The following is a 19516-nucleotide window of genomic DNA, read 5'->3' as shown; positions in this document are numbered from 1 at the left end:
GCCGATGGCGGCGCTGGCGATGCAGGCGGGCGCCGAGATCGATGGCTTCACCATCGGCGAACGCGTGCACCGCGGCGGCATGGCAACGCTGTGGAGCGTCACCCATCCCGGCATCACCGTGCCGCTGCTGATGAAGGTGCCGCTCACCTCGGAGGGCGAGGATCCGGCCGCGATCGTCAGCTTCGAGATGGAGCAGATGATCCTGCCGCGGCTGTCGGGGCCGCACGTGCCGGCCTGTTTCGGCACCGGCGACTTCGAGCGCCAGGCCTATGTGGTGATGGAGCGCATCCCCGGGCAGACGCTCTACAAGCGGCTCGGCGAGCTGCCGATGCCGTATGAGGAGGTGAGGGTGATCGGCGGCAAGGTCGCCACCGCGCTCGCCAGCCTGCACCGGCAGAACGTCATCCATCACGACATCAAGCCGAGCAGCATCATGTTCCGCAAGCGCGGCGAGGCGGTGCTGATCGATTTCGGCCTCTCGCATCACCGGCATCTGCCCGACCTGCTGCAGGAGGAGTTTCGCCTGCCTTACGGCACCGCGCCCTACATGGCGCCGGAGCGCCTGCTCGGCGTCCGCGACGATCCGCGCAGCGATCTGTTTTCGCTCGGCGTGCTGCTCTATTTCTTCAGCACCGGCGTGCGCCCGTTCGGCGAGACCGAAAGCCTGCGCGGCATGCGCCGGCGGCTGTGGCGCGACCCGTATCCGCCGCGCGAGCTGAAGCCCGGCTATCCGCGTTGGCTGCAGGAGATCGTGCTGCGCTGCCTGGAGATCGACCCCGCCGCGCGCTATCCGACCGCGGCGCAGCTTGCCTTCGATCTCGGCCATCCCGATCAGGTGAAGCTGACGGCGCGGGCGCAGCGGCTGCGCCGCGACCCGCTCGGCACGGTGTGGCGCCGCCGCTTCAATCTCGGCGCGGTGCCGCCGCGGCCGAAGTCCGATGTCGCAGCCCAGCTCGCCTCGAGCCCGATCGTTGCCGTCGCGCTCGATATCGGCGAGGGTGCCGAGGCGCTGAACGACACCATCCGCGTCACCGCCGAGCGGGTGCTGTCGACCTCGCCGTCGGCGCGGCTCGCCTGCGTCAACGTGCTGAAGCTCAATCGCCTGGCGATCGACCGCACCCATGACGAGCAGGGCCAGAACAAGCACGTCGACCGCCTGGTGGCGCTGCAGCACTGGGCGCGGCCGTTCGGGCTCGAGGAAGGGCGGCTGACCGTGCATGTGCTGGAGGCGATCGATCCCGCCGCCGCGATCCTGGAATTCGCCGCGGTCAACCTGGTCGACCACATCATCATCGGCGCGCGGCAGAACTCGCTGCGGCGCGCGCTGCTCGGCAGCGTGTCCGCCAGGTCGCAGGGGAAGCACCGTGCACGGTGACCGTGGTGCGGCCGTCGCGGCTGGCGTCGCAAGCGGACGGCGGCGAGGGCGATGAGGCGGCGGAGCAAGCGGCGAATGCCGCGGCCACGCCGCCCGCAGTGTTCTAGCTCCCCCGGATCGTCAGATCGCCTCGCCGCGTGCCTCGGCCGCCGCATGGCGGATCGCGGCGATGTTGGTCTTGTAGGCCTCGACGGTGCCGCCCTTGAACACGGCGGACCCCGCGACAAAGGCGTTGGCGCCGGCGGCCGCGAGCTGGCCCGCGACGTCGGGCGCAACGCCGCCATCGACCTCGATGTCGATCGGGCGGCCCGCGACCATCGCCCTGACATCAGAGATCTTGCCGATCGCCGAGCGGATGAAGGCCTGGCCGCCGAAGCCAGGATTGACCGACATGACCAGCACGAGGTCGATCAGGTCGAGCACATATTCGATCGCGCTCGCCGGCGTTGCCGGATTGAGCGAGACGCCGGCCTTCTTGCCGAGCGCGCGGATTGCCTGCAGCGAACGGTGCAAATGCGGGCCGGCCTCGGCATGCACCGTGATGTGGTCGCAGCCCGCCTTGGCGAACGCCTCCAGGTAGGGGTCGCAGGGCGAGATCATCAGATGGGCGTCGAAGATCTTCTTGGTGTGCGGCCGCATCGCCTTGATGACGTCGGGGCCATAGGAGATGTTCGGCACAAAGTGTCCGTCCATCACGTCGAGATGGATCCAGTCGGCGCCGGCCTGGTCGACGGCGCGGACCTCCTCGCCGAGCTTTGAGAAATCCGACGCCAGGATCGACGGAGCAATAACGAGGGGACGCGGGGTGAATGACTGAGTCATGTCAGCTGTTCCGGAAGACTTCAGGGGGCGACGGGTGAGTCCGCCTAACATGCGGACGCGTGGCGGGCAATGCGAGCGGACGGCGCTCTGCGACCGGAAAATTCTTCCGCCGGCGGCAGCTCTTGCCGGGTGCGCGGAACCCGCTTCGATGCGGGAACGCCTGGTTTTGCTGGGTTTTTGCCATGGCACGCCCTTTGCTCAGCCATTGACCAGCGTTTGAGCCGCCAGGCGCGGCCCTGTTGGAGTCTTGCCATGCTGTTCGCCCTTGGCGCTGCGTCGTCGGCCATTGACCTCTTGAGCTCGCTGATGTCGTCGAAGTCGACGACCAAGACCGGCAGCTCTGGTCAGGGGAGCCAGACCACCGGCCTGTTCGCCCCTTCGACCGGTACATCGACGTCGGCCGGCAGCAGCACCGGTACCGGCTCGGGCAGCGGCTCCGGGCAGATTTCGCCGCTTACGATGGGCGCGCTGATTTCCGCGCAAAGCCAGTCCCAGACCGCGGTTTCAAACAGCCCGACGGCGGCCAGCCGCTCGGATGCGCTCAAGGACCTGTTCTCGCAGATCGATGCCGACGGCAACGGCAAGATCACCCAGTCGGAATTCGAGAACGCGCTCGGCGCTGGCGGCACCAACACGGCGCAGGCCGACGACGTGTTCTCCAAGCTCGACAGCAATGGCGACGGTAACGTCAGCCTCGACGAGATGTCCCAGGCCTTGCAGGGCCACAAGGGCGGTGGCCATCATCGCCATCACATGGCCAGTGGCTCGACCGATGGATCCGGCTCCGGCGCGGGCGGATCGAGCTCCGATCCCTTGATGCAGGCGCTGGACGGCGCGACCTCGACGTCGGTGACCAACAGCGACGGCTCGACCACCACGACGACGACCTATGCCGACGGCTCGAAGGTGGCGATGACGACGCCGGCCACATCCTCCGCGACCCTCAACGCGGCCTCCTCCTACAACATCGTCGAGCAGCTGATCCAGCGCCAGGCGAAGGCGATCTCGGCGCAAGACTTCGCTGCGGTTTCGGTCAGCGCTTAAGACGAGACTGGTAATTTCCGTCATTGCGAGGAGCTCGGCGACAAAATTGCAAAGCAATTTTGCGCTGGAGCGACGAAGCAATCCATCTGTCCACATGTGCGGACAGATGGATTGCTTCGCTTCGCTCGCAATGACGGCAGAGCCAGAAGCGCGATGATCTAACCGAATCTGTCCCGCCAGCTCGGCAGCGCGCCGGCGAATGGCAGCGCGGTCGCCGAATGGACGCCGCGGGCGATGGCGCGCGCCACCGTGTTGGCGGCGAGCGCACCGAGCTTGGTGAGGCCGAACAGCGGATCGATCGGCCTGGCGCCGGTCGCGGCGGCAAACACCACGTCGCCGTCGAGCGGCGCGTGCACCGGATAGATCGCGCGCGCCATGCCGGTCTGCGCGATCATCGCAAGCCGCCGCGCCTGCGGCTTCGTCAACTGCGCATCGGTCACCACGACGACGAGGGTGGTGTTCTCGGCGGCGCTGGCGTCGGCGCCGCCCTTCAGCCGCGCCTTCAGCATGTCCGGCGTGAACGAGGGCGGCAGGCCGCGCCCGCCGAATTCGCCGCCGACCTCGAACGGCGCCGCCCAGAACCAGGGGCCGCTGCCGACCGTGACGCTGCCGACCGCGTTGACCACCGCGAGCGCCGCGACCGTCACGCCATCGTCGGTCACGTCGGACGCCGAGCCGAGGCCGCCCTTCAGGTTGGCGGTGGTCGCGCCCATGCCGGCGCCGACGCTGCCGAGCTCGAAGTCATCGGAGGCGGCATTGGCCGCCGCGTAGCCGAGGTCGCGATAGGGCGGAAAGCGTCCCCACGCCTTGTTGCCGCCGTTGAGCAGGTCGAAGCAGATCGCGCCCGGCACGATCGGGATCACCGCGTCGCGTATGCGGAAACCGCGGCCGCGCTCGGCGAGCCAGGCCTGCACGCCGCCGGCGGCATCGAGGCCGTGCGCCGAGCCGCCGGACAGCGCGATGGCGTCGATCGCCTCGACGACGTTGTGCGGCGAAAGCAGCGCTTCCTCGCGGGTGCCGGGACCGCCGCCGCGGACATCGATCGAGGCGACCGCCGGCCGCTCGAACAGGATGGCGGTGACGCCGGAGGCGACCGTTGGATCGTCGGCATGGCCGACGGCAACGCCGGCAATATCGGTGAGAAGGTTTTTCACGATGGGTCCATCCGCCTGCTGTCCGATCGATTCGGTATAGCAGCCGCGACGGATAAGCAAAACGCCCCGGCTGGACCGGGGCGTCTAGTACTCTGTCCCCGTCATTGCGAGCGAAGCGAAGCAATCCATTGTCACCGATCGCACGGAAGGATGGATTGCTTCGTCGCTTCGCTCCTCGCAATGACGGCGAAGGATGGTGAGTCGATCAGGAGCCCTTCGGATTGATCTCGGTGTAGTTGCCCTTGGCGTCCCACTTGTAGACGACGTAATCGATCGCCTTGATGTCGCCCTTGGCGTCGAAGGCCATCTTGCCGAGCACGGTGTCCCACTCGCCGGCCTTGATGGCGTTCATCACCTTCTTGGCGTCGGTGGTGCCGGCCTTGGCGACGGCCTGCGTCCAGACCTGCATCGCGGCGTAGGTGTAGAGCGTGTAGCCCTCGGGATCGATGTTCTTGGCCTTGAACTTCTCGACGATCGCCTTCGCAGTCGGCTTGTTGCGCGGGTCGGGGCCGAAGGTGAACAGCGTGCCTTCGGCGGCGGGGCCGGTGATCGAGGCGAACTCCTTGTCGTTCATGGCATCGCCCGCCATCAGCACTGTCTGCAGGCCCTGGTCGCGCATCTGGCGCAGGATCAGGCCGGCTTCCTGATGGTAGCCGCCGACATAGACCAGATCGATGTTGTCGCGCTTCAGGCGCGAGACGATCGAGTTGAAGTCCTTGTCGCCCTTGTTGTAGGACTCGAACATCTTCTCCTGGAAGCCGGCCTTGTTCAGCGCCTTCTTGGTCTCGTCGGCGAGGCCTTTGCCGTAGGTGGTCTTGTCGTTCAGGATCGCGACGTTCTTGCCCTTGTAGTTCTTCATGATGTAGTCGGCGGCGACCAGGCCCTGCTGGTCGTCACGGCCGCAGACGCGCGCCACGTTCCAGAGCTTGCGCTCGGTGAACAGCGGGTTGGTCGAGGCCGGGGTGATCTGCAGCACGTTGGCGTCGGCATAGGCCTCGGAGGCCGGGATCGAGGACGACGAGCAGAAATGGCCGGCCACGAACGGGATCTTCGAAGAGCCGATCTTTTCCGCGATCGAGCGCGCCTGCTTCGGATCGCAGGCATCGTCGTCGGCTTCCAGCGCGAGCTTCTTGCCGAGCACGCCGCCGGCGGTGTTGATGTCGGCGACCGCCTGCTCGGCGCCGTTCTTCATCTGCCGGCCGAAAGCGGATTCGGAGCCCGTCATCGGGCCCGCGACGGCGATGGTGATGTCTTGCGCGAACGCGCTCGCCGATAATGCGAACGAAGCGCCAAGTGCCAGGCCGATCAGCTTCAGTGATTTCATGAGACGTCCCTCGTGGTCGTTGCCTCTTGCGGAAGGGCCCGGCACGCCGGGCCCCAAAACCGCGGGCATTCTCAGCTGATTTCGCGGCGAAGTCACCGGCAATTTTCAGGCAAATCGACGCTGCATCCGCCGCGTCTTGCTTGCGGGGGCGGCACGGAACGTCAAGCTAGCCGCGGCGGCCGCCTTCCAGATAGGCGGCGCGGATTTCCGGGCGCTGCAGCAATTCGGCGCCGGTTCCGGCCAGCGTGATCAGCCCGTTGACCATGACATAGCCGCGATGGGCGAGCTTCAGCGCATGGTTGGCGTTCTGCTCCACGATCAGGACGGTGAGGCCGTCCTGCCGGTTCAGCGTGCGGATGGCGTCGAAGATCTGGCGCGCGATCAGCGGCGCGAGCCCGAGCGAGGGCTCGTCCAGCATCAACAGCCGCGGCCGGCTCATCAAGGCGCGACCGATCGCCAGCATCTGCTGCTCGCCGCCCGACAGCGTGCCGCCGCGTTGTGCGACGCGCTCCTTCAGGCGCGGGAACAGCGCGAACACCCGCTCCAGCCCGGCTGCGCGTTCGGCCTCGCTGCACTCGGTGGCATCGGCGCCCATCTGCAGGTTTTCCGCGACGCTCATGCGCGGAAAGATCCGCCGGCCCTCCGGCGATTGTGCGATGCGCAGCCGCGCGATCTCGTGGGTCGGCACGCCGGTGATGTCACGGCCGTCGAACTCGATGGCGCCGGCGCGGGCGCGCGGCCTGCCGAAAATCGTCATCATCAGCGTCGACTTGCCGGCGCCGTTGGCGCCGATCAGGGCGACGATCTCCCCGCGATTGATCTCGATATCGACGCCCTTCAGCGCCTCGATCTTGCCATACGCCGCGCGCACGCCGCGCACCGCGAGCAGGGGCTGGGTCATGACTCGTTCCCCTTCTTGGCCGACATGGTGGTGTCGGTTCTCCCTCCCCCTGAAAGGGGGAGGGTTGGGGTGGGGGTTGTCGCCGCTTGCGCCAATCTCTCCATGTGCGTGACCAAGTCGCTCAGCACGCCGTCCAAATTCGACAGCACGTCGTGGTTCCAGTAGCGAACCACGGTGACGCCTTTTTCCGCGAGCCATGCGGTTCGGCGATCGTCGGCCTGCTTCCGCTGCTCGGCATGCTGACCACCGTCCACCTCAACAGCCAGACCAAGGCGCGAGCAGTAGAAGTCGACGGTGTACGGGCCGATGGGGTGCTGCTTGCGGAAAGAGAAGCCGTTGAGTTGATCGCGACGCAACGCACGCCAGAGGCAGGCTTCCGCATCGGTCATGTTTGCGCGGAGAGATCGCGCCCGTGCCGTCATATCTTTCGTGCGGGAAAAGCGTGACCCCCACCCGCCCGCTTCGCGGTCGACCTCCCCCTTGCAGGGGGAGGTGGGGGGCTTGCTGGCTGCGCTCGTCACGTGCCGCTCTCCATCACGGCGATCGCCTCTTCCTCGTCGGCGCCGAGATAGGCGGCGATCACTTTGGGGTCGTCGCGCACCGTCTGCGGCGTGCCTTCGGCGATCTTGACGCCGTAGTCCATGACCACGACGTGATCGGAGATCTCCATCACCACCGACATGTCGTGTTCGATCAGGAGGATCGAGGTGCCCTGTTCGTTGCGGATCGACAGCAGCAGCTCGTTGAGCCCGCCGCTCTCGCGCGCGTTCAGACCGGCCGCCGGCTCGTCGAGACAGAGCAGCACAGGTTCAGTGCACATCGCGCGCGCGATCTCGAGCCTGCGCTGGTCGCCATAGGGCAAATTGCCCGCGGCATCGTCGGCGCGCTCGAGCAGGCCGACGCGCGCAAGCCAGGTCCGCGCCAGATCGATGGCGCGCTGCTCGGCCTCGCGCCAGGACGGCAGGCCGAGCAGCCCGAGCAGGGTCAGGCCCGAGGCGCGCATCAGCGCGTTGTGCTGGGCGACCATCAGATTTTCCAGCGCGGTCATGCCGGGAAACAGCCGGATGTTCTGGAAGGTGCGCGCCACCTTGGCCTGCTTGGAAATGCGGAAGTCGTTCAGCCGCTCGAGCTGGATGGTGCGGCCGTCGTCATGGGCGAGGCGGATCGCGCCCCCGCTCGGCCGGTAGAACCCGGTGATGCAGTTGAACACAGTGGTCTTGCCGGCGCCGTTCGGCCCGATCAGCGCGGTGATCTTGCGCCGTTCGGCGGCAAAGGACAGCTCGTTGACCGCGACGATGCCGCCGAAGCGCATCATCAGGCGGTCGACGGTGAGGATAGGGTCGCCGCTCATCCGTGGCCCTCCTTGACGAGGTCGGACGAGATCGCCTGGTTGCGTTCCAGGAACACGGTCGGCGCGCGATGGCCGATCAGCCCGCGCGGCCGCCAGATCATCAGCAGCACCATCGCCATGCCGAACACCAGCATGCGGTATTGATCGAGGCCGCGGAACAGCTCGAAGCCGCCGATCATGGTCAGCGCGGCGAGCGCCACGCCAAGCTGCGAGCCCATGCCGCCGAGCACCACGATCGCCAGCACCAGCGCCGATTCCTGGAAGGTGAAGGATTCCGGGCTGATGAAGCCCTGCCGCGTGGCGAAGAACGCGCCTGCCAAGCCGCCGAACATCGCGCCGGTCGCGAACGCCGTCAGCTTGGTGGTCGTGGTGTTGATGCCGAGCGCGCGGCAGGCGACCTCGTCCTCGCGCAGCGCCTCCCAGGCGCGGCCGATCGGCAGCCGCCGCAGCCGGATCGTCACCCAGTTGGTGATCAGCGCCATCGCCAGGATCAGATAGAACAGGAAGACGAGGCGGTGGGTCGGCGAGAATTCGATGCCGAGCTTGGCGGCGAGCCCGTCATCACCCGCCGTCAGCGGAATGCCGAACATGGTCGGGCGGGGAATTCCCGAGACGCCGTTGGGGCCGCCGGTCAGGCTCTGCCAGTTGATGATGACGAGGCGGATGATCTCGCCGAAGGCGAGCGTCACGATCGCGAGATAGTCGCCGCGCAGCCGCAGCACCGGGAAGCCGAGCAGCACGCCCCAGAACGCCGCCAGGATGCCGGCAAGCGGCAGGCAGACCCAGAACGACAATCCGAAATTGGTCGCGAGCAATGCGTAGGAATAGGCGCCGACCGCGTAGAAGGCGACATAGCCGAGGTCGAGCAGGCCGGCGAGGCCGACCACGACGTTCAATCCCCATCCCAGCATCACATAGGTCAGGACCAGGATCGACAGGTCGAGAATATAGCGCTGGTTGTAGAAGATCACAGGCACGAGGAAGGTGAACACCAGGAGCGCCGGCGCCAGCCAGCGGCCGGCGAACGACATCGCCGATTGCACCGGCTTCGGCACGATGCGGTCCTTGTCGACCGGCCCCCACCATTGCCGCAGCAACTCGACGACGATGCTGCCGCCGAACACCGCGCCGACAAGGGCGGCGAGATCGCCGAACCGCGTCCAGTAGATCAGGCCGCCCTGCGGCCCGGCTTCGGTGCGAATGCCGATCATCAGCGAGAACAGCACCAGCGCGACAAGGGCGCTGATCAGGGCTTTCTTGAGAATGAAGGCGCTGCCCGAGGGCTGCGCGGCGTGCGAGGGGCGGGCTGAGGTCGCGCTCACGAAGTGCCTGTCAGACTTTTTCGACTTCGGGACGGCCGAGCAGGCCGGTCGGCATGAAGATCAGCACCACGATCAGGATCGAGAACGCGGCGACGTCCTTGTACTCCACCGAGAAATAGGCCGACCAGAACGTCTCGATCAGGCCGATCGCGAGCCCGCCGAGCATCGCGCCCGGCAGCGAGCCGATGCCGCCGAGCACAGCGGCGGTGAACGCCTTGATGCCGGCGACGAAGCCCATGAAGAAATCGACCAGGCCGTAATACAAGAGATACATCATGCCTGCGACCGCGGCGAGCGCGGCGCCGATCACGAAGGTCATCGAGATGGTGCGGTCGACGTCGACGCCGAGCAGCGCGGCCATGGTCTGGTCCTGCTCGCAGGCGCGCATGTCGCGTCCGAGCCGGGTGCGCGAGACCAGCCAGGTGAACAGCGCCAGCACGACGATGGTGGCCAGCACGACCATGATCTGGATGTTGGAGAGCTGCACGGCGAAGCCCGACGAGCCTTCATGCAGCGTGTAGCCGCCGGTGATGATCGGCGGCACCGGCTTCACCCGCGCGCCCTGCGACACCTGTGAGAAATTGGTCAGCACGAACGACATGCCGATCGCCGAGAGCATCGGCGCCAGGCGGAACGAATGTCGCAGCGGCCGGTAGGCGATGCGCTCGATGGTCCAGCCGTAGAGCGCGGTGATCGCCATCGAGACCAGCAGCACGATCAGCAGGATCAGGGGGATCGCGGTGAGGCCGAGCGACACCAGCACCAGGAACGAGATCAGCGCGATGAAGCCGCCGATCATGAAGATGTCGCCATGGGCGAAGTTGATCATGCCGACGATGCCGTAGACCATCGTGTAGCCGATGGCGATCAGGCCGTAGATCGAACCGAGCACGAGGCCGTTGATCAGTTGCTGGGCGAAATAATCCATGCGCTGCCGTCAGAGCCCGTTCGGTTGAGAACCGACAAGGCTCTCGTGTTGATCTGGACGCGCTTTCTTCACGCGAACCGGTTCCCACTTCGCTCGAAAACGCTACGTCGAGGGTGACGCGGCGAGGGCCCCGGCAGCCTGATCCGTCGCGTCGTGTCGTTTTCTAACAGTGGAACCCCGGGCGCGGCAACAGCGTGGCAGCAGTAGAAAGGGCTTGTACATAACTAGTTTGGCGGATGCGGTTCCGATGTCACAGGGCCGACATGGCCTTGCCTTGCAATGATCACGCCGGAACCCGTGTTCCCCGAGCAACCGCGCTTCCGACGCACGCGTTGTCCCCAGCTTGATGAAAGCAAAGGGAGTAGCTGAATGAGCAACCCAAATCAGAATCCGGGACAGCCGAACCAGAACCCCAATCAGAAGCCCGGCCAGCAGCAGCAGGGCGGCGGCCAGAAGCCCGGCCAGCAACAGCAGGATCCGGGCCGGCAGGGCCAGAAGCCCAATCCGGAGCGCTAATTCGGACAATTGAGCCGAACTAGCAGGGAGGCCTCGCCGAAAGGCGAGGCCTCCCTTGTTCAGGCTTAGACCCTTTTCGCTTGGGCTGTCTTGTTCAGGCCAACTGGTCGGCGAAGCGGCCGCGGAAGGCGTACGAACCGAAATGCGTGAGCTCGCTTCGAAGGTCGAGCCAGATTTCGCCACCGAGATCGATCCAGCGTCGGCAGAACGCGTAATCTTCGGACAAATACTCGCCGGTCGTCTTGTCGATCATGCATTCGAACAGCGACACGCGGTCGAGGTCGGCGCGGACCAGGTCGCCGGTGTTCAAGTCGTTGGACTTGTGGTTCGCCCGATATTTGAGTTCGGGATGGGCGTCGCACAGCCTGACGAGGGCGGATCGCTTCATCATGAGAAAGCCGGTTCCGGCATATCGGACCTTGGCGAAGCCGTCGCCGCGAGATGTGATCTGGTCGCCCTCCCATGTGACGACATAGTCCAGCGAGGATGACGCGAGGTTCTTGCGCTTGGCGTCCGCAGCCCGCTGCACCTTTGCCCAATCGATGTGCTTGAGCGGATAGGCCGCGGCCGAAACATCAGTGCCGCAATCCAGCAACCGGAAGACGGACTCGGGTTCGAACCCCGATATCGGCATCGATGAACAGGAGATGGCTGGCGCCGGATGCAAGGAATTGGTGGGCCAGTTCGTTCCGGGCGCGGACGATCAGCGATTCGTTTCCGATCAGATGAAACTGGATGTCGATGCCCCGGGCGGTGGCCGCAGCCTGAAGCTTCAGGGCGGACAACACATAGGCCATCTTCAGATCGCCGCCGTAGCAGGGCGTTGCGACGAAAACGCGCGTTCTTTCGGTCATTTTACCCCCTTTATCCCCGGCCGGCGCCGATCTTGCGCAGATCCCGGCCGGGCCCGATCGCATCGATCCGGAACCATCGCATCGCGCTTAACCCTAACAAAGGGTTTAAATTGCTGTCGGCAATTGATCGGCGTTAGCTCGCGCCCTGAACCGTCGCCGGTCTGAAAGGCGCGGGATGCACGGGAAGCGGCAATGTCGAACAACTGGCGGATCAGCTCCTTCAACGGCGCGCTGCTTGCGGCCTATTTCATTCCGGTCTGGACCATCATCGCCTTCAGCATCATGGTGTCGCCGATCCACGGCCTCTATGAGCGGCCGAGCGTATCGATCGCGTTCTATGCCAGCGACTATCTGCACCTCGGCAAGATGGCGACTGTGCGCCTCGCGTGGCTGCTCGCGCTGGCGCGGATCACCGTGGTGGCGTTCTTCACAGTCTTCCTCGCGATGGCCGCCTTCTCGCCGCTGCGCAGGAGCAGCAGTGGCGCCGACGAGGCACTTGCGGTGGCGCTCTGCCTTGGCAGTGTGCTGAGCTTCGCTAGCATGATGATGGCCTCCAAGGTCGGCGAGGTCGAAGCGATGCGCATGCATGCGTCCGAGCTCCTGATGCTGCTCGGGACCGCGATCGTGATGCTGTTCGAGACCTCGCCGAAGCGAGCTCAACCGTCTGCCAATGCAGCAACGACCACCGAAACGCCCGCAGGCCAGCTATCCGTTCAGCAGCCCTAAAGCGCGATAGTCTTCGCGCTTTAGTCGTTTTTTGCGCATGATCTTTTCGGAAAACCGCTTCGCACTTTTCCGGATCATGCTCCTAGCTCGGCAATGATCGCGCCGGCTTCCTTGACGGCGTGGTTGGCCGCTGGCACGCCGCAATAGATCGCCTGCTGCAGCAGGATCTCCTTGATGTCGTCGGGCGTGAAGCCGCCCTCGGCGAGCGCGGCGCGCACATGCAGACGGAATTCGTCCCACTGGCCGAGCGCGACCATGGTGCCGATCACAAGCACGCGGCGGGTGCGGTGATCGAAATGCGGCCGGGTCCAGATGTCGCCCCACGCATAGCGCGTGATCAGGTCCTGGAAGTCGGTGTTGAACGCGTTGCGGTTCTTGATCGACTTGTCGACCCATTCATTGCCGAGCACCTTGCGGCGCTGCGTCATGCCGTCGTCGCGGCGCTGATTGTCGTCCATGGATGTCTCCTTCCGTCATTGCGAGCGAAGCGAAGCAATCCATCTCACCGATTGCCGAGGCATGGATTGCTTCGTCGCTTTGCTCCTCGCAATGACGTCTGTGGTTGTGATTACCGCTGCGTCAGGAAGCCGACCACGGCTTCGGTGAAGGCGTGCGACTGCTCGACATTGGAAATGTGCGCGGCATCGAGCAGCGTCATGCTGGCGCCGGGAATGCCGCTGCGGATCATTTCGCCTGCCGACACCGGCGTTGCCATGTCCTGCTTTCCCGCGATCACCAGGGTCGGGCTCTTTATCTTCGGCAGCAGGGCGCGTTGGTCGAGTGTCGACAGCGCCTCGCAGCAGGCGAGATAGCCTTCGACCGGCGAGGCAATCAGCATCGCCTTCATGCGCGCCGCGGTCTCCGGCTCGCGCTCGCGGAAATCTGCGGTCAGCCAGCCGGCGATCACGGCGTCGGCGACCGCGGCGATGCCGCCTTCCTTCACCGCCTTGATGCGGTTCAGCCAGTTGGTCGGATCGGGATAGTAGCAGGCGGTGTTGGCGAGGATGATCTTGCCGAATCTCTCGGGGGCATTCGCTCCCAGCCACTGTCCGACCATGCCGCCCATCGACAGCCCGCACCAGTGCACCTTCTCGATGTTGAGGTCGTCGAGGATCGCCAGCACGTCGCGGCCGAACCGCTCCATGGAGTAGGGGCCCGCCGGCACGCCGGATTTGCCGTGACCGCGGCGGTCGTAGCGGATGACGCGGAACAGCTGCGTTAGTGCCCGCATCTGCGGCTCCCACATCTGCAAGGTGCAGCCGAGCGAGTTCGACAGCATCAAGGTCGGCCCGCCGTCGCGGCCGTCCACCTGGACGTTGAGCAGGCACCCGTCGGCGTTGATCATCGGCATCGTCTTGTCCCTCCCGTTATGCGCTTGCCGGGTCACCTGCGCGAAGACGCGCTTCGCGCTTTTGCCCGGCAATGACGTCGTCGCTATTTGTCATCCAGTGAAGCCAGCAGGCGGTCGATCAGCGCTTGCGAGGCGCCCTGATAGGCCATCGGCTCGAACAGCTCCGCGATTCGTTTCGCGTCGAGATGCGCGGTGACCTTGGCATCCGCCGACAGCACCTCGCGCAGATGCTTCTTCTCCGCGACCGCGCGCTTGCTGGCGGCTTCGATCAGATGATGGGCGTCGCTCTTGCCGATCTTGTCGGCGAGGGCAACGGTGACGGCTTCCGCCATGATCAACCCCTGAGTCGCATCGAGATTGACGCGCATCCGCGCCGGATCGACCTCGAGCCCTTCGGCGAGATCGACGATGGCGGCAAGCGCGCCCGAGGTCACCAGCATCAGGCCCGGCAAGGTCGGCCATTCCGCATGCCACGGACCGGCGCTTCGCTCATGGTCCTGCACCTGCGCGGCGAAGATCGTGGCGGCAAGATTCGGCGCCATGGTCGCAGCCCCCAGCGCGCTCGCGGCAGCGACCGGATTGCGCTTGTGCGGCATGGTGGAGGAGCCGCCGCGGCCGGCGCCGGCCGGCTCGAAGGCCTCGCCGACATCGGTCTGCATCATCAGCGACACGTCGCGCGCGATCTTGCCGCAGCTGCCGGCGAGGATGGCGAACACCGACGCGGCCTCGGCGATGCGGTCGCGATGGGTATGCCAGGGCGCATCCGGCAGCGGCAGATTGAGCTCTCGCGCAAGGGCGGCGGCGACCGCCAGCCCCTTATCGCCGAGCGCGGCGAGCGTCCCGGCGGCGCCGCCGAATTGCAGCGCCAGCGTCTCGCGGCGCAGGCGCAGCAAGCGCTTGCGGGAGCGATGCAGCGCCGCGGCATATTCGGCGAGTTTCAGGGCGAACGGCATCGGCAGCGCATGCTGCAGCCAGGTCCGCGCCACCACGGCGGTGTCGCGATGGGCGCGCGCAAGCTTGGCGAAGCCGGCGACGGCGCGGTCGAGGTCGGTCAGCAGCGCGTCGATCCCCGCGCGCAGCGACAGCATGGTCGCGGTGTCGATGACGTCCTGGCTGGTCGCGCCCCAATGCACGTAGCGCGCCGCCTCGGCGTCCGCCTTGGCGACATTGGCGGTCAGGGCCTTCACCAGCGGGATCGCCAGATTGCCGGACCGCGTCGCGGCGTCGGCCAGCGCGGCCAGGTCGAATGATTCGGCCTTGCAGGCGGCGCCGATTGGTCCTGCGCCAGCTGCGGGAATCACCCCGCAGGCCACCTCGGCGCGGGCCAGCGCGGCCTCGAAATCCAGCATGTTCTGCAGCGTGGCGGCGTCGTCGCACACCGTGCGCATCGCGGCGCTCGACAGCATCGGCGCAAGCAGGGGAGAGAGGGCTGTGCTCATGGCCGGCGACCTAACCACTGTCGCGCGTCGATGCCAATGCCCCGGGGCTGCCTGCATTTTCAACAACGGGGATTGCGCGATTTCGTGAACGATCGGCTTGGCTTGCTGCGGTTGCGAATATGCATCGCTCATCCTCCGAAGGTGCCCTTTCCTTTGTGTCCCGGCTGCTTTACTTGGGGGAAAAGGTTCTAGCGATCGAGGAGGTCCCCCATGGCCATGACAATGACCGGCGAAGTCCAGCTTGCAGCGCCGCGCCAGGCTGTGTGGGACAAGCTCAACGATCCCGAAGTGTTGAAGGCCTGCATTCCCGGCTGCGAAGAGCTGGAGAAGACCGACGAGGGCGGCTTCCGCGCCACCGCCAAGATGAAGGTCGGCCCGGTCTCCGCCCGCTTCAAGGGCAAGGTCACATTGAGCGATCTCGACCCGCCGAACGGCTACAAGATCTCAGGCGAAGGCGAGGGCGGGGTCGCCGGCTTCGCCAAGGGCGGCGCCACAGTTGGCCTTGCAGACAAGGATGGCGGCACGCTTCTGAGCTACAATGTGGAGGCGCAGATCGGCGGCAAGCTCGCCCAGCTCGGCCAGCGCCTGATCAACGGCGCCGCCAAGAAGCTGGCCGATGAATTCTTTGCAAATTTCGCCAAGGCGGTGCAGGGTTAGCCCCGCCTTTCGGCTGGATTATTCAGGTCCGGCCATGTCCTGGATGGGTGGCTCGAAAGGTTGCCCATCGCGGGGCGCGCCCATATTATGCCGTCTGGAATGATTTAAAACCGCCTGCTTCGCCGATATGCGGTGGCGCAGATAAGAGAGTGCTGATGGCCAAGATTTCAATGATCGTGAACGGCAACCCCGTGAACGCGAATGTCGACCCCCGTACCCTTCTGGTCCAGTTTCTGCGCGAAAACCTGCGGCTGACAGGCACCCATGTCGGCTGCGACACCTCGCAGTGCGGCGCCTGCGTCGTGCATCTGGACGGCAGGGCGGTGAAGTCCTGCACGACGCTTGCGGTGATGGCCGACGGTCATGAGGTCAAGACCATCGAGGGGCTGGCGGCCGATGGCGCGCCGCTGCATCCGATGCAGGAGGCCTTCCGCGAGCATCACGGCCTGCAGTGCGGCTTCTGCACGCCGGGCATGATCATGACCGCGGTCGATCTGGTCCATCGCAAGGGCCACGAGCTCTCCGACGAGGTGATCCGCGAGGAGCTGGAAGGCAATCTGTGCCGCTGCACCGGCTACCAGAATATCGTTGCTTCGATCGCCGCCGGCGCCAAGGCGATGGCGAAGTCGGACCTCGCTTAATCCGCAATTCATCGCGAGCGCGATCAGGACATTCCAATGTACGAATTCAAATATCACCGTCCCGGCACCGTGCGGCAGGCCGCCAACCTCCTGGTGAAGAACGAGGACGCCAAGCTGATCGCCGGCGGTCACACGCTGGTGCCGGTCATGAAGCAACGGCTCGCCAGCCCGCCGCATCTGGTTGACCTCTCCCACATCGAAGGTCTCGACACGATCGAGATGAAAGGCCGCTCGCTGGTGATCGGCGCCACCGCAAAGCATGCCGAAGTCGCGAACTCCGCAGTCGTGGGCGAGGCGATCCCGGCGCTGGCCGAGCTTGCCGGCCTGATCGGCGATCCCGCCGTGCGCCACCGCGGCACCATCGGCGGCTCGCTCGCCAACAACGACCCGACCGCCGACTATCCGGCCGCGGTGCTGGCGCTGGGCGCGACCATCGTCACCAACAAGCGCCGCCTCAAGGCCGAGGAGTATTTCCAGGGCCTGTTCTCGACCGCGCTGGAGGCCGACGAGATCATCACCAAGGTGATGTTCCCGGTGCCGAAGAAGGCGGCCTACGTCAAGTTCCGCAACCAGGCCTCGCGTTATGCGTTGGTCGGGGTGTTCGTGGCCAAGCGTCCGTCCGACGTGCGCGTCGCGGTCACCGGTGCGGGCTCCGACGGCGTCTTCCGCGTCACCGCGTTCGAGGACGCCCTGAAGAAGCGCTTCTCGCACAAGGTGCTCGACGGCATCGCGGTTTCGGCCGACGGGCTGAATAGCGACCTGCACGGCAGTGCGGAATACCGCGCGCATTTGATCGGCGTTTTGACGCGCCGGGCGGTGGAAGCCGCGAACGCCAAGGACTAAGTACCAGGGCGTGACTTTGCTGACCTCTGTTCGAAGACTGGCTGTTCCATGAGTGCATCGGCGTTACCCACTTCCGTCGATGCGCTCGAGGATCTCCTGACCTCGCGCGGCTACCTCGCCGAGCGGTCGCTCGCGACCGTGACCTATCTCGCGCTGCGGATGGGCCGGCCGCTGTTCCTCGAAGGCGAGGCCGGTGTCGGCAAGACCGAGATCGCAAAGGTGTTGTCGGCGGCGCTCGGGCGTAAGCTGATCCGCCTGCAATGTTATGAAGGCCTCGATGTCGCCTCCGCGGTCTACGAGTGGAGCAGTGCGGCGCAGATGATCGCGATCCGCCTGGCGGAGGCTTCCGGCGATACCGATCGCGACCAGCTCGCCAGCGACATTTTCGCCGAACGCTTCCTGATCAAGCGGCCGCTGCTGCAGGCGCTCGAGCCCGATGTCGCGGGCCCTCCGGTGCTGCTGATCGACGAGCTCGACCGCGCCGACGAGGCGTTCGAGGCGTATCTGCTGGAAATCCTCAGCGACTTCCAGGTCACGATTCCCGAGCTCGGCACCGTGAAGGCGCCGGCGTCGCCGATTGTGATCATCACCTCGAACCGCACCCGCGAGATCCACGACGCGCTGAAGCGGCGCTGTCTCTATCACTGGGTGGATTATCCCACAGCCGAGCGCGAGCTCGCGATCGTCAAATCGCGGGTGCCAAACATTTCCGCAAAGCTGTCGCAGCAGGTCGTCCGCTTCGTGCAGGCGCTGCGCAACCAGGATTTCTACAAGTCGCCGGGCGTCGCCGAGACCATCGACTGGGCGACCGCGCTGTCCGAGCTCGACGCCCGCTCGCTGACGCCGCAGGTCGTCGGCGACACGCTGGGCGCGCTCTTGAAGTATCAGGACGACATCGCGCGCATGCAGGGCGATGCGCTGCAGAAGACATTGAAGGAAGCGACGAGCGACTAGCCGTCATTCCGGGGCACGCGATGCGTGAACCCGGAATCTCGCGCCGCAATCTCCAGATTCCGGATCCGCACTTCGTGCGGTCCGGAATGACGAGGCTAAACAACAATGGCGATCAACCACCTCGCGCCTCCGACCGGCCACATGGCCGACAACGTGATCGGCTTTGCCCGCGCGCTGCGGGCGGCCGGACTCCCGGTCGGGCCGGGCTCGGTGATCGATGCGCTGGATGCGCTGCAGCTGATCGAGGTCGGCCATCGCGCCGATTTCTACGCCACGCTGGAAGCGATCTTCGTCAAGCGCCACGAGCACGCGCTGATCTTCCGCCAGGCCTTTATGCTGTTCTTCCGCGCCGCCGAGGAGTGGAAGAGCATGCTGGATTCGGTGCCGCTGCCGGATCACGCCAGAAAGAAGCCGCCGCCGGCCTCGCGCCGCGTCCAGGAGGCGATGGCGCAGCCGGCGCGGAGCGAGGAGCGGCCGCAGGCCCAGGAGCAGGAGCTGAAGCTCTCGGTCTCCGACAAGGAGATCCTGCAGAAGAAGGATTTTGCGCAGATGACCGCGGCGGAGATCGCCGAGGTGACGCGCGAGATCGCCAAGATGCGGCTGCCGCAGGCCGAGCTCGTGACCCGCCGCTATCAGCCGGATGCGCGCGGCTTGCGGCTCGACATGCGCCGCACCGTGCGCAACTCGCTGCGCACCGGCGGCGAGATCATCGACATCCGAAAGCTCGGCCGGATCGAGAAGCCGGCGCCGATCGTGGCGCTGCTCGATATCTCCGGCTCGATGAGCGAGTACACCCGCCTGTTCCTGCATTTCCTGCATGCCATCACCGACTACCGCAAGCGGGTCTCGGTATTCCTGTTCGGCACCCGCCTGACCAATGTGACGCGGGCGTTACGGGCCCGTGACCCCGACGAGGCGCTGGCGAGCTGCTCGTCCTCGGTCGAGGACTGGGCCGGCGGGACGCGGATCGCGACCTCGCTGCACAGCTTCAACCAGCTCTGGGCCCGCCGGGTGCTCGGGCAGGGCGCCATCGTCCTCCTTATATCCGATGGACTAGAACGGGAGGCGGATGCCAAACTGGCCTTCGAGATGGACCGATTGCACCGTTCCTGCCGCCGCCTGATCTGGCTCAATCCGCTGCTGCGCTACTCCGGCTTCGAGGCCAAGGCGCAGGGCATCAAAATGATGTTGCCCCACGTTGACGAATTTCGCCCGGTGCATAACTTGACGTCCATCAAGGGCTTGATCGGGGCGCTGTCATCCCCGCCGCCGGCGCACCACCGCAGCCTGATCCGCTCTGTAGCCTAAGAAGCA

At 65.8% G+C, this 19516-nt stretch carries 21 protein-coding genes and 1 pseudogene; 9 read left to right on the top strand and 13 right to left on the bottom strand.

The genetic code is table 11. From position 1 onward, the window contains the following. Positions 1–4: 4 nt before the first annotated feature. Positions 5–1482 (top strand): annotated as a pseudogene (locus J6525_RS32310) (serine/threonine protein kinase). A gap of 13 nt (positions 1483–1495) precedes the next feature. On the opposite strand, the gene rpe reads toward J6525_RS32310, so the two are convergent. Next, positions 1496–2197 (bottom strand): ribulose-phosphate 3-epimerase, encoded by a 702-nt coding sequence (gene rpe / locus J6525_RS32305; RefSeq protein WP_028339914.1) that lies wholly within the window; start codon positions 2195–2197, stop codon positions 1496–1498. Between the two features lie 252 nt (positions 2198–2449). Between rpe and J6525_RS32300 the strand changes: the two genes are divergently transcribed. Beyond that, complete coding sequence (locus tag J6525_RS32300; protein ID WP_225647754.1) at positions 2450–3241, top strand: EF-hand domain-containing protein; 792 nt, start codon at positions 2450–2452, stop codon at positions 3239–3241. A 158-nt stretch (positions 3242–3399) separates the two neighbouring features. Here the strand turns inward: J6525_RS32300 and J6525_RS32295 are convergent, their stop codons facing one another. From J6525_RS32295 to J6525_RS32265, 7 genes are all read right to left on the bottom strand, one after another. Continuing rightward, complete coding sequence (locus J6525_RS32295; RefSeq protein ID WP_225647753.1) at positions 3400–4395, bottom strand: P1 family peptidase; 996 nt, start codon at positions 4393–4395, stop codon at positions 3400–3402. A 205-nt stretch (positions 4396–4600) separates the two neighbouring features. Continuing rightward, positions 4601–5719: a branched-chain amino acid ABC transporter substrate-binding protein gene (locus J6525_RS32290; protein ID WP_092088588.1), complete on the bottom strand. Its 1119-nt coding sequence runs from the start codon at positions 5717–5719 to the stop codon at positions 4601–4603. A gap of 166 nt (positions 5720–5885) precedes the next feature. Beyond that, positions 5886–6620: an ABC transporter ATP-binding protein gene (locus tag J6525_RS32285; RefSeq protein WP_028336790.1), complete on the bottom strand. Its 735-nt coding sequence runs from the start codon at positions 6618–6620 to the stop codon at positions 5886–5888. Further along, positions 6617–7009: an endonuclease domain-containing protein gene (locus J6525_RS32280; protein ID WP_233443066.1), complete on the bottom strand. Its 393-nt coding sequence runs from the start codon at positions 7007–7009 to the stop codon at positions 6617–6619. Before J6525_RS32280 ends, J6525_RS32285 begins: the two co-directional genes overlap by 4 nt. Positions 7010–7137: 128 nt before the next feature. After that, positions 7138–7971 (bottom strand): ABC transporter ATP-binding protein, encoded by an 834-nt coding sequence (locus J6525_RS32275; RefSeq protein ID WP_225163169.1) that lies wholly within the window; start codon positions 7969–7971, stop codon positions 7138–7140. Then, positions 7968–9293 carry a high-affinity branched-chain amino acid ABC transporter permease LivM gene (livM, locus tag J6525_RS32270; protein WP_092088592.1) on the bottom strand — a complete coding sequence of 442 codons (1326 nt, stop codon included), beginning with the start codon at positions 9291–9293 and terminating at the stop codon, positions 7968–7970. Before livM ends, J6525_RS32275 begins: the two co-directional genes overlap by 4 nt. 10 nt (positions 9294–9303) lie before the next feature. Next, positions 9304–10221: an ABC transporter permease subunit gene (locus tag J6525_RS32265; protein WP_028339921.1), complete on the bottom strand. Its 918-nt coding sequence runs from the start codon at positions 10219–10221 to the stop codon at positions 9304–9306. A gap of 369 nt (positions 10222–10590) precedes the next feature. Between J6525_RS32265 and J6525_RS32260 the strand changes: the two genes are divergently transcribed. Then, positions 10591–10737, top strand: coding sequence for a hypothetical protein (locus J6525_RS32260; protein WP_162832451.1), 147 nt, complete (start codon positions 10591–10593; stop codon positions 10735–10737). Positions 10738–10831: 94 nt separating this feature from the next. Here the strand turns inward: J6525_RS32260 and J6525_RS32255 are convergent, their stop codons facing one another. Both J6525_RS32255 and J6525_RS32250 read right to left on the bottom strand, forming a co-directional pair. After that, positions 10832–11266 (bottom strand): hypothetical protein, encoded by a 435-nt coding sequence (locus tag J6525_RS32255; protein ID WP_225647752.1) that lies wholly within the window; start codon positions 11264–11266, stop codon positions 10832–10834. A gap of 46 nt (positions 11267–11312) precedes the next feature. Beyond that, positions 11313–11534 (bottom strand): hypothetical protein, encoded by a 222-nt coding sequence (locus tag J6525_RS32250; RefSeq protein ID WP_225647751.1) that lies wholly within the window; start codon positions 11532–11534, stop codon positions 11313–11315. 249 nt (positions 11535–11783) lie between these two features. Between J6525_RS32250 and J6525_RS32245 the strand changes: the two genes are divergently transcribed. Continuing rightward, on the top strand, positions 11784–12317 hold the full coding sequence (locus tag J6525_RS32245; protein ID WP_092090101.1) for a hypothetical protein: 534 nt from the start codon (positions 11784–11786) through the stop codon (positions 12315–12317). Positions 12318–12391: 74 nt separating this feature from the next. Here J6525_RS32245 and J6525_RS32240 read toward each other — a convergent pair whose 3' ends face one another. The 3 genes from J6525_RS32240 to J6525_RS32230 all read right to left on the bottom strand — a co-directional run bounded on the left by J6525_RS32240 (position 12392) and on the right by J6525_RS32230 (position 15107). Next, positions 12392–12775, bottom strand: coding sequence for a carboxymuconolactone decarboxylase family protein (locus J6525_RS32240; protein ID WP_092090102.1), 384 nt, complete (start codon positions 12773–12775; stop codon positions 12392–12394). A 110-nt stretch (positions 12776–12885) separates the two neighbouring features. Then, on the bottom strand, positions 12886–13668 hold the full coding sequence (pcaD, locus tag J6525_RS32235; protein WP_092090128.1) for a 3-oxoadipate enol-lactonase: 783 nt from the start codon (positions 13666–13668) through the stop codon (positions 12886–12888). Positions 13669–13751: 83 nt separating this feature from the next. Further along, a complete protein-coding gene (locus J6525_RS32230; protein WP_225647750.1) occupies positions 13752–15107 on the bottom strand; it encodes a 3-carboxy-cis,cis-muconate cycloisomerase in 1356 nt (451 codons plus the stop codon). 210 nt (positions 15108–15317) lie between these two features. On the opposite strand from J6525_RS32230, the gene J6525_RS32225 reads away from it, so the two are divergent. The 5 genes from J6525_RS32225 (at position 15318) to J6525_RS32205 (ending at position 19510) form a co-directional block, all read left to right on the top strand. Continuing rightward, positions 15318–15764 carry an SRPBCC family protein gene (locus tag J6525_RS32225; RefSeq protein WP_016840413.1) on the top strand — a complete coding sequence of 149 codons (447 nt, stop codon included), beginning with the start codon at positions 15318–15320 and terminating at the stop codon, positions 15762–15764. 155 nt (positions 15765–15919) lie between these two features. Continuing rightward, complete coding sequence (locus J6525_RS32220) at positions 15920–16405, top strand: (2Fe-2S)-binding protein (protein ID WP_028336799.1); 486 nt, start codon at positions 15920–15922, stop codon at positions 16403–16405. A 36-nt stretch (positions 16406–16441) separates the two neighbouring features. Beyond that, positions 16442–17248 carry an FAD binding domain-containing protein gene (locus tag J6525_RS32215; RefSeq protein WP_050383296.1) on the top strand — a complete coding sequence of 269 codons (807 nt, stop codon included), beginning with the start codon at positions 16442–16444 and terminating at the stop codon, positions 17246–17248. A 48-nt stretch (positions 17249–17296) separates the two neighbouring features. Further along, a complete protein-coding gene (locus tag J6525_RS32210; protein WP_225647749.1) occupies positions 17297–18202 on the top strand; it encodes an AAA family ATPase in 906 nt (301 codons plus the stop codon). 105 nt (positions 18203–18307) lie between these two features. Further along, a complete protein-coding gene (locus tag J6525_RS32205; RefSeq protein WP_225163162.1) occupies positions 18308–19510 on the top strand; it encodes a vWA domain-containing protein in 1203 nt (400 codons plus the stop codon). The last annotated feature ends 6 nt before the right edge of the window (positions 19511–19516 follow it).

The organism is Bradyrhizobium australafricanum (assembly GCF_020329495.1).
Lineage (GTDB): Bacteria > Pseudomonadota > Alphaproteobacteria > Rhizobiales > Xanthobacteraceae > Bradyrhizobium > Bradyrhizobium australafricanum.
This window is presented reverse-complemented; position numbering and strand designations above follow the sequence as displayed.

Coding starts and splice junctions, on each gene's coding strand:
- J6525_RS32300 (WP_225647754.1), top strand. CDS start 2,450: ATGCTGTTCGCCCTTGGCGCTGCGTCGTCGGCCATTGACCTCTTGAGC.
- pcaD (WP_092090128.1), bottom strand. CDS start 13,668: ATGCCGATGATCAACGCCGACGGGTGCCTGCTCAACGTCCAGGTGGAC.
- J6525_RS32285 (WP_028336790.1), bottom strand. CDS start 6,620: ATGACCCAGCCCCTGCTCGCGGTGCGCGGCGTGCGCGCGGCGTATGGC.
- rpe (WP_028339914.1), bottom strand. CDS start 2,197: ATGACTCAGTCATTCACCCCGCGTCCCCTCGTTATTGCTCCGTCGATC.
- J6525_RS32230 (WP_225647750.1), bottom strand. CDS start 15,107: ATGAGCACAGCCCTCTCTCCCCTGCTTGCGCCGATGCTGTCGAGCGCC.
- J6525_RS32260 (WP_162832451.1), top strand. CDS start 10,591: ATGAGCAACCCAAATCAGAATCCGGGACAGCCGAACCAGAACCCCAAT.
- J6525_RS32220 (WP_028336799.1), top strand. CDS start 15,920: ATGGCCAAGATTTCAATGATCGTGAACGGCAACCCCGTGAACGCGAAT.
- J6525_RS32225 (WP_016840413.1), top strand. CDS start 15,318: ATGGCCATGACAATGACCGGCGAAGTCCAGCTTGCAGCGCCGCGCCAG.
- J6525_RS32250 (WP_225647751.1), bottom strand. CDS start 11,534: ATGGCCTATGTGTTGTCCGCCCTGAAGCTTCAGGCTGCGGCCACCGCC.
- J6525_RS32240 (WP_092090102.1), bottom strand. CDS start 12,775: ATGGACGACAATCAGCGCCGCGACGACGGCATGACGCAGCGCCGCAAG.
- J6525_RS32290 (WP_092088588.1), bottom strand. CDS start 5,719: ATGAAATCACTGAAGCTGATCGGCCTGGCACTTGGCGCTTCGTTCGCA.
- J6525_RS32275 (WP_225163169.1), bottom strand. CDS start 7,971: ATGAGCGGCGACCCTATCCTCACCGTCGACCGCCTGATGATGCGCTTC.
- J6525_RS32205 (WP_225163162.1), top strand. CDS start 18,308: ATGGCGATCAACCACCTCGCGCCTCCGACCGGCCACATGGCCGACAAC.
- J6525_RS32245 (WP_092090101.1), top strand. CDS start 11,784: ATGTCGAACAACTGGCGGATCAGCTCCTTCAACGGCGCGCTGCTTGCG.
- J6525_RS32280 (WP_233443066.1), bottom strand. CDS start 7,009: ATGACCGATGCGGAAGCCTGCCTCTGGCGTGCGTTGCGTCGCGATCAA.
- J6525_RS32215 (WP_050383296.1), top strand. CDS start 16,442: ATGTACGAATTCAAATATCACCGTCCCGGCACCGTGCGGCAGGCCGCC.
- J6525_RS32265 (WP_028339921.1), bottom strand. CDS start 10,221: ATGGATTATTTCGCCCAGCAACTGATCAACGGCCTCGTGCTCGGTTCG.
- J6525_RS32210 (WP_225647749.1), top strand. CDS start 17,297: ATGAGTGCATCGGCGTTACCCACTTCCGTCGATGCGCTCGAGGATCTC.